Below are 12,490 nucleotides of genomic sequence, written 5' to 3'. Positions count from 1 at the left end.
GCACGGGCGGCCCCGGCCGCCGAACCCGACGGAAAGGTGGCACCATGTCGTTTCCCAGACGCGCGCTGCTCTACCTCGCGCGCAAGCGTGGCAAGACGCTCACGCTGCTTGCCCTACTCTTCGTGGTCGCGGTCCTCGCGCTCACGAGCTGGTCTGTCCGAGGTGCCGCCCAGACGGCGCAGCTGAACGTCCGCCAGGCGCTCGGCGGCACGTTCACCGTGCAGCCAGACTCCTCCAACATGTCCAACTGGGGCAGCTCGAGCGTGGGCACGGGCTCGCAGATCACGTTCCAGGGCGAGCCGCTCACGGCCGACTTCGTGCGCGACGTCGTGGAGGGCGTGGACGGCGTGCGCGGCGGCTCCGGCAGCGTGTCCAACGTCCTCATCCCCGAGACGACGGACGGCTCGGCGGCGCTCGAGCTCGTCGAGGGCGCCGACGGCGACTCCTCGCTCGCGGCCGCCTACGCGGGCGACGACTTCGGCCGCACGGTGCAGTTCTACGCCGTGAGCGACAGCGCCTTCGACTCCTACTTCGCCAACGGCTACCTGCGCCTCGTCGAGGGCGAGCCCGTCACCGAGGGCTCCGGTGACGGCGTGCTCGTGAGCCGGGAGTTCGCCGAGAAGAACGGGCTTGCCGTCGGCGACGAGTTCAGCGTGCGCCGCGCGACCGTCCACGCGCAGATGGCGGGCATCGACGTGGAGGACACCCGCACGCAGGTCAAGGTGGCCGGCGTCTTCGAGCCCACGGCCAAGTCCCAGGCCGACCTCGCCAGCTGGTCGATGGACAACGCCATCTTCGGCACCATCGAGACGCTCGACCACGCCCGCGAGGGCACCGCCGAGCAGGGATACGACCGCGTGACCTTCCAGGTGGACGACCCCGCCGAGCTGGACCGCATCGCAGGCGAGGTGGAGGGGCTCGACGCCCTCGCGGGCAAGGGCTACCGCGTCTCGGCCGACACCTCCGACGTGGACGCCGTGAGCGCCCCGCTCGAGAACATGGACCGCCTCGTGACCGCGCTCGCGGCGGCGTCGGTGGCCGTGGGGGCCGTGGTCCTCTACCTCGTGCTCTCCGGGCGCGTGCGCGACCGCCTGCACGAGAGCGGCGTGCTGCTCTCGCTCGGGCTCAGCCGCGCCTCGGTGGTGGGCCAGTACCTCTGCGAGGTGCTGCTCGTCGCGGCGGTCGCCTTCGCCCTCGCCGTGCCGGCGAGCTCGCTCGCGGCGCGCACGATGGGGGACGCCCTGCTCGGCTCGGCGTCCGAGAGCGTCCAGACGGGCGGCGGAGACGGCGGCGTCAGCACCGCCGACGGCGTGTCCACCGTCTCGGGCGACCCCTTCGCGCCGACCTTCGAGGTCGACGGCGCCTCGTTCACCGACATCGAGGTCGAGGTGGGGCCGGCGTCCGTCGCGGCGCTCTTCGGCGTGGGGCTCGCGGTCTCGGCCGCCGCGGTGCTGCTCGCGAGCCTGCCGCTCCGGCGCATGGGGCCCCGCGAGATCCTGTCAACGCTCAGCTAGGGAGGAAGACCATGGAGAAGAACCCTGAGGCCCGCGGGAGCGGCGCCCCCGCGCTCGAGCTGCGCGACGTGACCTACGCCTACGCCTCGCGCCCGCGGCTCAAGATCCTCAACGGCGTCAGCGCCTCGTTCGAGGAGGGGGTGATGTACGCGGTCGTGGGGCCGTCCGGCTGCGGCAAGTCCACGCTGCTCTCGCTCCTGGGCGGACTCGACGTGCCCGTGTCCGGCGAGGTCGCGGCCGCCGGCGCGCCGCTCGGGCGGGGCGACCTCGCCCGGCACCGCCGCGAGAACGTCGCCTTCGTGTTCCAGGGCTACAACCTCGTCGACTACCTGACGCCGGCGGAGAACGTGGCGCTCGCCACGCGCCTGCCCGCGCTGCCGCTGCTTGCTAAGGTGGGCATCTCCGCCGAGGACGCGCGGCGCAGCGTGCTCGCGCTCTCGGGCGGCCAGCAGCAGCGCGTGGCCATCGCCCGGGCCCTGGGCAGCGACGCGCGGGCGCTGCTGTGCGACGAGCCGACGGGCAGCCTCGACGAGGACACCGCGGAAGAGATCGCGGACCTGCTCGTGCGGGCCGCCCACGAGGAGGGCCGCTGCGTGGTCGCGGTCACGCATTCGCGCGACCTCGCCCGCCGGGCGGACCGGGTGCTCCGCCTCAAGCGCGGCAGGCTCGTCCGCGAGCGGTAGCGGCCGGGCGAGAGGCTTCCCGCGGGGAGCCCCCGCCCGGAGGGGCGCCCGCGCGGCGCCTCCCCGGGCGGGCCGCCCAAAAGACAGTCCCCACGGGCGGCCCGCCGCGCACGCCTCAGTGTTGACCAATGTTCAATTGAGGTGTACCATCCATCCCGAGGAGGTGTCAGCCGTGACCAGAACCGTGATGGACCCCGAGGAGCGCAGGCGCGAGCTGCTGGCGTGCGCGATGAGGCTCTTCGCCGAGGAGGGCTACGACAACGTGTCCGTGCGGGCCGTGGCGCGCGCCGCAGGCGTGGCGCCGGGGCTCGCCTACCACTACTTCGACTCCAAGGAGAGGATGTTCGCCGAGGCCATCGGGGACTACGCCCGCCGCTGCGCCGAGGGGATAAACGCCGTCCTGGATGAGGAGGGCCCCTCGCTGGACGAGAGGCTCGACCGCGCCGTCTCCCTCGCGGCGGGCCACGCTTCCTTCCCGCACGAGGCGTACTTCCACGCCGAGGGCCACGGCGCCCTGCACGACCGGCTCTCGCTCGCCATGTGCGAGGCGGTGCGGCCGCACCTGCGCGCCGCGCTCGAGGCCGACGCCGCCTCGCGCGGCGCGTCGGCGCCCGACGCCGACGAGCTCGCCGCGATCATGACCTACGGCGCGGTGGGCCTCGCCTCGGGCCCGGGCATGCCGGACGGGGATGCGACCGCCGCCGCACGCCGCTACCTCCGCGCGCTGCTCGCCGAGTTCCGCTTGGGGGGCGGCGCAGACTAGGGATCCCGCCCCGGCTGCGGCCGGGGCTCTTTTCGGCCGATTGTATTGAACAATGCTCAACAGAAAGGAGAGCAGATGGACAACAGGATGGACGAGGAGAGCGCCGAGCTGCTGCGCTCGCGCTCCCGCGCGGCCTTCGACGCGCAGGCGCCGACCTACGACACCGGGATGGAGGGCGGGCACGCGAGGCGCCTCTACCCGCACGTGCTCGCGGAGGTGGCGCGCGCCGTGGCGGGCAACCCCGCCCCGCGCCTGCTCGACCTGGGCTGCGGCACGGGCGCCCTCGCCGAGCTGGTGCTTGGCGAGATCCCGAGAGCGCGCCTCAGCTGCGTGGACCTGTCGCCGAGGATGGCCGAGGCGGCCCGCGCGCGCCTGGGCGGGCGGGCCGAGGTCCTCCTCTGCGACGCCGAGCGCCTGCCCCTCCGCGACGGCTCGTTCGACGCCGCCTGGTGCAACGACTCCTTCCACCACTACCCGGACCCCGAGCGCGCGGCCTTCCAGGCGTGGCGCGTGCTCGCGCCCGGAGGCGCGCTCGTCGTCGGCGACGCGTGGCAGCCGGCGCCCGCCCGCGCGATCATGAACGCGTGGATGCCCCACTCGAAGGAGGGCGACGTCCGCATCTACTCCGAGGCCGAGATGCGCCGCATCCTCGGCACCTGGTTCAGCGACGTGTCCTGGCGCCGCGTGGGCCAGACTGCCTGCGTCGTCGTCGCGCGCAAGGGTGCCTGAGCCGTCAGGACCCGTCCAGGGGGATCGTGATGGTGGCCACCGCACCGCCCGAGGGGCTGTTGGCGAGCGAGACGGCGCCGCCGTTGGCGCGCGCGGCCTCGGAGGCGGCGTGGAGGCCGAGCCCGTAGTGGCGGCCCCCGTCGCGCGAGGAGCGGGAGGAGTCGTCCGTGAAGAGGCGCTCGCAGCCGCGCTCGAGGGCGGCGGGAGAGAAGCCCGGGCCGTCGTCGGCGACCTCGATGACGAGGCTCCCGCCCGCGACGTCGCAGGAGACCGACACGCGCGAGCGGGCGTGCTCGGCGGCGTTGGCCACGAGGTTCGCGGCGGCCCGCGCCAGGGCGGCTCGGTCGAGCGGGGCCTCGGGCGCGCCCGCGACGGCGGGGCCCGTGGCCGCGTCGAGCGCCACGCCGCGCGCCCGGGCGACCTGCGCGGCCTCGGCGACGACCTGCTCGCAGAGCTCGGCCGGCCGCACGGGGGCCCTATCCGCCCCGCCGGACCCGCGCGAGGCCTCGATGAGCAGGCGCACGTAGCCGTCGAGCCTCTCGGCGCCGTCCGAGATGTCGCGCGCGGCGGCCGCGAGGTCGGCGTCCCCCTCGTCCCCCAGCTCCTCCGCCACGAAGTCTGCGTTGGCGCGCAGCACGGTGAGCGGCGTCTTGAGGTCGTGGGCGAGCGACGCCACCTGCTCGCGCTGCTCGCGCTCCGCGGCCCAGCGGGCCTCGAGCGACTCGGCGAGGGAGGCCCGCATGGCGTCCATCGCGGCGAGGACGTCGTTCACCTCGCGCACGTTGGTGCTGCCGACCGCGAAGCCGAGCTCCCCCGCGCCGACGCGCCCCGCCGCCTCCGTGAGCGGCGCCATCTTGCGCGAGATCACGCGGCTCGCGCGGCGCGCCACGAGCGCGAGCGCGAGCGCGCTTCCCGCCGCGGCGCCGGCGAGCATGAGGTTCTGCGGGTTTGGGAGCAGGCCGGCGAGGTCGCGCGAGACCCACTGCGGCAGGTACTCGCTGACGAGCGCGCAGGCCCCGCCGCCCTCGAGCGGGAACGCGGCGTAGGTGAGGCCCGAGCCCCCGCCCGTGATCTCGACGGCGCCGGGCGCGGCGTCGAGGACCGCGCCCGCCTCCTGCCGGGCTCGGTCAAGCCGTGCGCCCTCGAGGTCCGTCTCGCTCACCTCCCCGCTCTCGTCCACGACGGCGTAGCGGTAGGCCGTGGGTATGTCCTCCGGCCCGAGGCCTTCCCCTGCGGCCAGCAGGGCCGCGACCCCGCGCGCGTTGGCCGGCCCCCAGCTTGCCTCGTAAACCCATCCCATGTTGATCGCCGCGGAGAGCGCCATGAACGAGGCGAGCCACGCCGCGGCGACCGCCGCGAACGCGTAGGCGAAGTAGCGCGCTATGACGAAGGAGAGCGGCATGCCCCCGCGCCCCCGCGCTCCGGTCCTCAGAGCTGCCACTTGTACCCCATCCCCCAGACGGTCGCGATCGGGTCGGCGCCGGCCTCCGAGAGCTTCCTCCGGGCGCGGCTGACCTGCATGGATATGGCCGCGTCGTCGGCGTCGCTGTCCCAGCCGAGCACCGCCTCGCGGATCTGCGCGCGGCTCATGACCTGCCCCGGGTGGCGGGCGAGGTGCTCGCAGATGGCGTACTCGGTGGGCGTGAGCGGCACGGCCTCGCCGCCCACGGCGAGCTCGCGCGCCCCGAGGTCGAGCCGCACCTCCCCGAAGGAGAGGGCGTGCGAGCGCGGCCTGCGCTCCCGGCGCAGGTGCGCCGCCACCTTGGCGCGCAGCTCAGCGGCCCCGAAGGGTTTGCGGACGTAGTCGTCGGCCCCCAGCCCGTAGCCGGCCACGGCGTCCTCCTCCGCCACGCGCGCGGTCAGGAAGATGATGGGCCCGTCGAAGTCCGGGCGGATCCTCCGCACGAGCTCGAAGCCGTCGAGCCCCGGCATCATGACGTCGCAGAGCACGAGGTCGAAGCGCGAGAGGTCCGTCCCCGGGACCGCCGTCGGGTCCGCGGCCCTGACGACCTCGTGGCCGTCGCGGCCGAGCACGCGCGCGAGCGCGTCGAGGATCGCGCGCTCGTCGTCCACCGCCAGTATCCTCGCCATGTTCGACCTCCCGATGTTCCAGTCGGAATTGTACCAGCGCCGCGCTCAGCGGCCCAGCGCCTGGCGCGCGGCCGCGGGCGCCTCGTCCGCGTCGCACGCGCGGTAGCGCACGCCCGAGCCGCCGCGCGCCTCGATCTCGAGCCAGCCCCCGCCGCCCGACTCCCGCCCGAAGAAGATGAGCTGGAGCTCGCGGACGTTGCCCTCGGCGTCCGCCGCGTCCACCAGGTAGACGTAGTTCGCCCCCGCCCCGGTGGCGTCGGCGTAGGAGCTCGCGTGGCTGCCGGGCTCGGGCGCGGGCGCCCACATGGCGACCTCCGGGTTGGGCAGCACGCGGTCGGCGACCGAGCGCAGGGCGGGCCCCCAGCCGGCGTCGAGCAGGGCGTTCCCGCCCAGGACGAGCGCCGCGGCGAGGAGGGCGAGCACGGCGGCGGCGAGCGGCTTCCTACGCATCTGCCCTCCCGTCCTCGAAGCGGCGGAACCAGGCGAGAAGGACGGCGGCGGCCGCCAGGGCGAGCGCGAGGCCGGCGAGCGCGGTCTCGAGGAGCGGGCCCGCCGCGCGCGCGGCGTCGATGAAGGCCTCCACCCCGAGCGACCCCAGGCGCGCGGGCCAGGCGAGCGGCACCCAGCTCAGGGGCGTCGCCAGGGCGCCGGTGAGCTCGCCGGTCATGAGGCCGTGCGCGAGCCCTCCCACCGAGAAGAACGCGAGGAGCGTCCCCGCCGCGCCGGCGCCGATCGCGGCGTTGCGGCCGAGGCGCAGGGCCGCGCCGAGCCCGAGCGCGTAGAGGGGCAGGCTGCCCAGCGCGATGCCCGCCCAGGCGGCCGCGAGCGGGGCGGGCCCGAGCGGCAGGCGCCCGGCGGCGGCGAGCACGGCCCCGAACACGCCGAGCGCCACGGCGAGCGCGCCCGCGCCGAGCGCCGCGAGGGCGAGCAGCTTCGCCGCGACGGCGCGCCCGCGCGACGGGACCGCCGTGAGGTTGGCGAGGCGCCCGGCGGCGCGCTCCTCGTCCACGGCGAGCCCGCAGACGATGGCGGACATGAGGGGCATGAGGGCGCCGAGGAACTGGGCGTAGGCGTCCGCGCCCAGCGCCGGGTCCCATCGGGCGACGGAGAAGTACTCGCCGCAGGCGAGGCCGGCGGCAAGGCCGCAGGCGAGGTGCACCGCCGCGAGCGGGGAGCGCGCCAGACGCAGGGCCTCGGAGCGCAGGGCCCGCGGGAGCGTCATGCGCGGCGCCGCCTCGGTGAATCGTGCCATGCCGATCACCTCTCCTCGGAGCGCGCGAACCAGGCCGCGCCCGCCGCCGTGAGCGCGGCGAACGCGAGCGCGCAGACCGCAAGGCCCGCCAGCGTGAGCATGCTGTCCGCCGCGAGCGCCCCGCCGAGCGCCACGTCCGCCGCGAGCGGCTCGCCGCTCGGCAGCACGGGGATGAAGCTCGTGGGGATGACCATGCTCGCCGACGGCGGGAAGAGCTGCGGCAGCGGTATCACCGACCAGGCGAACCCGCCCACGAGCTGCGCGGCGAGCGGGACGAAGATGCCCGCGAGCATGCCGAGGCGCGCCGTGAGCCAGAGCCCCGCGGGGACCATCCACGCCGCGGTCACCGTGTTGACGAGCGCGCAGCAGAGCATCGTGAGCGTGCCGGCCGCCGTGACGCCCTGCGCGGAGAACGCGGACCCCGCGAGGTAGATGCCAAAGACCACCAGGTTGGAGAGGGCGAGAAGCCCCAGGCACCAGAGCGCCTTGGCCCACCAGGTCCGCCCGAGCGGCACGCCCAGCCCCAGCAGCCCCCGCATCCGCGTTCGCGCGTCGGCCTGCGCCACGCACGCCACCACGAGCGAGAGCGCCACGGGCAGGAAGAGCGCGTACCAGTAGTTCCACGCGCTGAAGGACTGCGCGCCCCGGTAGGGCATCGCGCCGAGCAGGGGCATCGGCAGCGCCATGAGCACGGCCAGGCGAACCGGCGCCGCGTGGCGCGACTTCAGCGCCTCGGCGCGCAGGCCCGCGATCAGGCCGGTCTTCTCGCCCGTCATGCCGCCACCTCCCCGCGTGCGCGCCGCCCCTCCCGGCAGACGCCCATGAAGAGCTCCTCGAGGTCCTCGCCCGGGCGCAGCGCGTCCTCGTAGGCGAGGCGCCCCCGGTAGATGATGCCGACCGTGTCCGCCATCTGCTGCACCTCGGACAGGATGTGGCTCGAGACGAGCACGGTGGTGCCCGCCGCCGCGAAGCCGCGGACCTGGTCGCGCAGCTCCTCGATGCCGATGGGGTCGAGGCCGTTGGTGGGCTCGTCGAGCACGAGCAGGCGCGGCCGGGCGAGCAGCGCCAGCGCGAGCCCCAGGCGCTGCCTCATGCCCATCGAGAAGCGCCCGGCGCGCTTCCTCCCGGTGTCCGCGAGGTCCACGGCCTCCAGCACCTCGTCGATGCGGGACTCGGGCAGTCCCAGCAGCGTGGTGCGCACGCGCAGGTTCTCTCGCGCGGTGAGGTTGGGGTAGAGCGGCGCCTCCTCGATGAGGCTGCCGATGGCGTAGAGGTCCTCGCGGCGCCAGGGGTGCCCGGCGAAGAGGATCTCTCCGGCGGTCGGCCGCAGCATCCCGCAGATCATCTTGAGCGTGGTCGACTTGCCGGCGCCGTTGGGGCCGAGCAGCCCGTACACCTCGCCCTCGCGGATGTGGAGGCTCACGTCCGCCACGGCCTCCTGCGCCTGGTCGCCGCGGCCGAAGCGCTTGGTGAGCCCACGCGTCTCGAGCATGTAGCCCATGGGTTCGTCCCTTCTCTTCCGGGCGCGCGGTCCGAGTCGCCGTGCCCGCGCGCCGTCCCTTCGGGTTCGCCATCCATGGTGGGGCGCGTTTCTAACGAAGCCGTAACGGCCGTTGGGCTCTTTTGGCGCCGGGGCTCACATCCAGCGGAACACCGCGCGGAACAGCCACCTGACCGCCCTCATGAGGACCCTCATCGCTCACGCCCCCTCCCCGGCCGCCGAGACCGCCTCGGCGGCCTCCTCGCGCGCCGCGAGCGTGAACCCGTAGAGCGCGCACGCCTCCTCCGCGCCGAGGTCGGGCCTCGCGCGCGACACCGCGCCGTCGAGCCACAGCGCCCGCCGCAGGAGGCAGGCCCCGGGGTCGCCCTCGTAGAGGCGCTGCTCGGCGGCGGACAGCCGCCGGTCGTCGACGAGCGAGCCGCCGAGGCGCCAGTACCTGAGCCTGCCGTCCCTGCTCACGGACTCTATCGAGCGGACCTCCTCCGGCGAGGCGAGCATGAGCCGCCAGCCGCGCCTGCGCTCGGCGACCCCTCCCTCGCCCGGGCCGTAGCTGTTCGCCTCGACCCAGAGCCCGTCGCTCTCCATGCGGTCGAACCTCAGGCGGTACTCCGTGGCGAGCGGCTGGCCGCGCCCCTCGCAGAGCCGCTCGAGGTCGAAGACGTCCTCGCGCCCGTCGGCGTAGCTCACCTCGACGACCATCGGCTCCCCCTCTCGCCCCTCTCTCCTCTCTCCGCGCGCCCGCGCGCGCCCGCGTCGCGCCCGCCGCCGGGCACCGCGCCGGCCCGCCCGCCGCGCCCCGCGGGGCCCCGGCAGGGTGCGGTCTGCCGCGGGGGCCGCGGCGCGGCCTCCGGGAGGGCCACCCCCTTGCGCTCGAAGAGCTCGCGCGCACCCCTCAGGGCCGCCGCGCCCGCGGCGTCCCCGCGGGCCTCCAGCGCCCCGGCCCGCCGCTCCAGGTCGGCCGCGCCGCGGACGCGGTAGCGCTCCAGCGCGCCCACGGCCCGGGCGAGCTCGTCGAGCTCGGCGAGGTCCCCGACCTCCAGCGCGGAGCGCGCGACTCGCTCCACCTCCTCGCGGGGCAGAGCGGGCGGGGCCGACCCCGCCCAGCGGGCCTCTATTGCGGCGCGGCCGTACTCGAGCCCGAGCCCCTCGCCGCGGACCCTGCGCGAGGGCGTCCCGGCGAGCGAGTACACCCAGTCGCGCCTGCCGCCGCGCGGCGAGGCGTCCGAGAGCTCGACCCCCATGGCGGCGAGGGCCGAGCGGAACTCCCCCTCGCGGCGCGACACGGCGCGCGCCGCCTCCACCCTGCCGCGGATGTCGGCCACCCAGGAGCGCCCGCCCCTGGCGGCTATCTCGCGCTCGGCGCGCCTGACGTGGACGCGCTGCGCCGTGCGCGGCCTCCCGCGCCCCGACCCCGCGCGCTCGTTGGAGTAGCGGTGGGCGAAGCCCCGCTCCGCCTCCATGCGCTGCAGCGAGCGGTTGAGCTCGAGGGGGTCGGGCACCTGGAGGCGCCTGCCCGTCGAGAGGACGGTGTTGTTCACGACGACGTGCGCGTGGGGTATGCGCCCGGCGTTGTCGTCGTGGTAGACGACGGCCACCTCGCAGTCGGGGAACCAGCGCCGGGCCCACGCCGTCGCGAGCTCCCTGAGCTCGTCGAGCGACACGCCGTTGCGGGGGTCGGGCGAAATCACGTAGTGCTTCCAGGTCCTCGCCGCGCGCCCGCGCCAGGGCAGGTCGTTGCCCGCCGCCGCGCGCGTGGCGTCCATGGCGGCGGCCCAGTCGTAGGGGCCGTGCTCGGGCAGGCCGCCGGGGCCCTCGCCCGCGACGGGCGGGGCGAGGTTCAGGAAGTCGCGGGCGAGCGCGCGCCCGCCCCGCTCGAGGTAGCGCATGACGCCGCGCGCCGAGGTGTGGCCGGCGATCGCCTTGAGGTTCGCCACGGCCGCCCCCTAGAGGAAGAGCGCGGCGCGCCCGGTGAGCGACGCCATCTCGCGGCAGAGGCCCCCGGCGGCCCCGTTCACCGCGGAGAGCTCCGCGCGGGCGTCGCGCAGGGCCTCGGCCATGTCGCCGTAGTCGCGCGAGCCGTGCCGCAGGTGGAACGCGACGGAGTTGAGCGCGTGGACGCCCTGGTTGTAGTGGTAGCCCCAGCGCCTGAGCTCCCGCGCGATGCGCAGGCACGTCGCGGTGTCCAGCACGATCGGCCCGCCCTCCGAGGCCGAGCGCGCGGCGAGCCCCGGGTCCGCCGCGGCGAGGCGCACCATGAGGCGGACGAGGTCCGACAGGCTCAGCCCCATCGCCCCGGCGACCTCCTGCGCGCGCTCCTTGTCCTCCCTCGCGAGCCTGACGTACAGGCGCTCGGGGTACCTCTCCATGGGCTCCCTCCCTCTCCGCCCCAGGGGCGCGGGGGCTCCCCCGCTGCGCGCCGCGAGCGCGGCGGCGATCGCGAAGCCATCGCCGCCGTGCCCCGGCCCGATCCCGATCCGCGGCCATCGGAATCGGGCCGGGGGGGGGCGCCCGCCGGGCGCCGCGGCGCGCTGCTCCGGGCGCCGTGCGCACGGAGCAGGCTACTTGCTGGTCTGGGCGCCCCGGGCCCTCTCCCGGGGCCCGGGGCGCCTTCGCGCGCACGCCCCGTGCGCGCGAACCCAGCGTACTTCGCGCCGCCCCGGCGCGGTACCTGACGGGATGTCAGGGGCGGCGGGCCCGCCCGCCGCCCCCCTCGACCCCTACGCGCTGCGCCACGGGTCGCGCACGCGCCGGACCGTCTCCTCCCTCAGGAAGTTGTTGCAGTTCTCCTGCCACCCGCCGTTCCAGTAGCGCGCGACGTAGGGGACGCCCCCGACGCTGACGCCGTTCACCACGCGGCCCTCGTCCCCGAGGCCCACGACCGGGTAGGGGCGGAGCGACCCGCCGACCTCGCGCACGAACACGGTGTCGCCGGGGCGCACCTCGCCGACGGGCACCTCCTCGGCGTCGAGGTAGGCCCCGAGCCTCTGCTCCTCGGGCTGCGCCCGGTCAATCTCGCGCAGCATCCCTTCGAGGTCGTACTCCCGCTGCTCCTCGAAGCCCTCCCACGGGAGGACGCGCCCGACGACGCGCCAGCCCTCGGTCACGTAGACGCCGTTGTCGTCGCCCGCGGAGAGCGCCGCCTCGTCGGTGGTGTAGGGCCACACGCCGACGCTCAGGCCCTCGCCGCCCATGTAGTTGCAGACCACCTGGCAGAGCCTCGCCCAGCCGTAGTCGTCGGTCTCGGGGGCGCGGAAGCCGCGCAGCCGGCAGTACTCGAGGAACGCCTCGACCGAGTCCCGCCCGCCGTTCCAGTGGAGGTAGACGCCTAGGTCGCGCTTCCTCGTGGTGATGACCGCCCTGTTTCCCATCTCTCGTCCCTTCTCTCGGGTTCGCGCCGGCCGAACGCAAGCGCGCTTGCCTTCGGCTTGCCTGCCGCGTGCCCGGCGCCGAGGGCGGGTCAACGAGCTGCGGGAAGGCCCCCGGCCGGTCCCTGCACCGATGCCGCGCAGCGGGATCTGTGGAGGGATCCTGCGGCGACATTGACGCGGGCGAGGCGCCGGGCACAGCCCCGCGACGCCTGAGCGGGCGTGGCCGTGCGGGGCGGGGGTTCAGGGGGACCGGTCCCCCTGAACCCCCGCCCCGCACGGCCACGCCCGCTCAGGCGTCGCGGGGCTGTGCCCGGCGCCTCGCCCGCGTCAATGTCGCCGCAGGATCCCTCCACAGATCCCGCTGCGCGGCATCGGTGCAGGGACCGGCCGGGGGCCTTCCCGCAGCTCGTTGACCCGCCCTCGGCGCCGGGCACGCGGCAGGCAAGCCGAAGGCAAGCGCGCTTGCGTTCGGCCGGCGCGAACCCGAGAGAAGGGACGAGAGATGGGAAACAGGGCGGTCATCACCACGAGGAAGCGCGACCTAGGCGTCTACCTCCACTGGAACGGCGGGCGGGACTCGGTCGAGGCG

The 12,490-nt window shown here is 75.5% G+C and carries 14 protein-coding genes; 4 read left to right on the top strand and 10 right to left on the bottom strand.

The features are described 5' to 3' along the window. Nucleotides 1-44: 44 nt before the first annotated feature. The 4 genes from BQ7391_RS04025 to BQ7391_RS04010 all read left to right on the top strand — a co-directional run bounded on the left by BQ7391_RS04025 (nt 45) and on the right by BQ7391_RS04010 (nt 3,689). Nucleotides 45-1,514, top strand: coding sequence for an FtsX-like permease family protein (locus BQ7391_RS04025; protein ID WP_075279405.1), 1,470 nt, complete (start codon nt 45-47; stop codon nt 1,512-1,514). An 11-nt stretch (nt 1,515-1,525) separates the two neighbouring features. Next, entirely contained in the window at nt 1,526-2,197 is a 672-nt protein-coding gene (locus BQ7391_RS04020; protein WP_075279404.1) for an ABC transporter ATP-binding protein, read from the top strand. A 172-nt stretch (nt 2,198-2,369) separates the two neighbouring features. Continuing rightward, the gene (locus BQ7391_RS04015; protein WP_075279403.1) at nt 2,370-2,960 is read left to right on the top strand and encodes a TetR/AcrR family transcriptional regulator; all 591 of its coding nucleotides are present in this window, start codon (nt 2,370-2,372) and stop codon (nt 2,958-2,960) included. Between the two features lie 75 nt (nt 2,961-3,035). Continuing rightward, nucleotides 3,036-3,689: a class I SAM-dependent methyltransferase gene (locus tag BQ7391_RS04010; protein ID WP_200799575.1), complete on the top strand. Its 654-nt coding sequence runs from the start codon at nt 3,036-3,038 to the stop codon at nt 3,687-3,689. A 4-nt stretch (nt 3,690-3,693) separates the two neighbouring features. On the opposite strand, the gene BQ7391_RS04005 is transcribed toward BQ7391_RS04010, so the two are convergent. The 10 genes from BQ7391_RS04005 to BQ7391_RS03960 form a co-directional block, all read right to left on the bottom strand. Beyond that, nucleotides 3,694-5,130, bottom strand: a complete 1,437-nt coding sequence (locus BQ7391_RS04005; protein ID WP_129583908.1) for a sensor histidine kinase — start codon at nt 5,128-5,130, stop codon at nt 3,694-3,696. Further along, a complete protein-coding gene (locus BQ7391_RS04000; protein WP_075279401.1) occupies nt 5,118-5,780 on the bottom strand; it encodes a response regulator transcription factor in 663 nt (220 codons plus the stop codon). Before BQ7391_RS04000 ends, BQ7391_RS04005 begins: the two co-directional genes overlap by 13 nt. A gap of 45 nt (nt 5,781-5,825) precedes the next feature. After that, nucleotides 5,826-6,230: a hypothetical protein gene (locus BQ7391_RS03995; protein WP_075279400.1), complete on the bottom strand. Its 405-nt coding sequence runs from the start codon at nt 6,228-6,230 to the stop codon at nt 5,826-5,828. After that, a complete protein-coding gene (locus BQ7391_RS03990; protein WP_075280867.1) occupies nt 6,223-7,032 on the bottom strand; it encodes an ABC-2 family transporter permease in 810 nt (269 codons plus the stop codon). Before BQ7391_RS03990 ends, BQ7391_RS03995 begins: the two co-directional genes overlap by 8 nt. A gap of 5 nt (nt 7,033-7,037) precedes the next feature. Next, entirely contained in the window at nt 7,038-7,808 is a 771-nt protein-coding gene (locus BQ7391_RS03985; RefSeq protein ID WP_075279399.1) for an ABC-2 family transporter permease, read from the bottom strand. Beyond that, complete coding sequence (locus BQ7391_RS03980) at nt 7,805-8,533, bottom strand: lantibiotic protection ABC transporter ATP-binding protein (protein WP_075279398.1); 729 nt, start codon at nt 8,531-8,533, stop codon at nt 7,805-7,807. Before BQ7391_RS03980 ends, BQ7391_RS03985 begins: the two co-directional genes overlap by 4 nt. A gap of 198 nt (nt 8,534-8,731) precedes the next feature. Then, complete coding sequence (locus BQ7391_RS03975) at nt 8,732-9,232, bottom strand: hypothetical protein (RefSeq protein WP_075279397.1); 501 nt, start codon at nt 9,230-9,232, stop codon at nt 8,732-8,734. Further along, on the bottom strand, nt 9,217-10,467 hold the full coding sequence (locus BQ7391_RS03970) for a relaxase/mobilization nuclease domain-containing protein (protein ID WP_083662081.1): 1,251 nt from the start codon (nt 10,465-10,467) through the stop codon (nt 9,217-9,219). The genes BQ7391_RS03975 and BQ7391_RS03970 overlap by 16 nt, the downstream gene beginning before the upstream one ends. A gap of 9 nt (nt 10,468-10,476) precedes the next feature. After that, nucleotides 10,477-10,899 (bottom strand): hypothetical protein, encoded by a 423-nt coding sequence (locus tag BQ7391_RS03965; RefSeq protein WP_075279396.1) that lies wholly within the window; start codon nt 10,897-10,899, stop codon nt 10,477-10,479. Between the two features lie 351 nt (nt 10,900-11,250). Next, nucleotides 11,251-11,901 carry a hypothetical protein gene (locus BQ7391_RS03960; protein WP_075279395.1) on the bottom strand — a complete coding sequence of 217 codons (651 nt, stop codon included), beginning with the start codon at nt 11,899-11,901 and terminating at the stop codon, nt 11,251-11,253. Nucleotides 11,902-12,490: the final 589 nt, after the last annotated feature.

This window comes from Thermophilibacter provencensis, assembly GCF_900128445.1.
Taxonomy (GTDB): Bacteria; Actinomycetota; Coriobacteriia; order Coriobacteriales; family Atopobiaceae; genus Thermophilibacter; species Thermophilibacter provencensis.
Note: the sequence above shows the minus strand (reverse complement) of the source record. Positions and strands in the feature narration are given on the sequence as shown.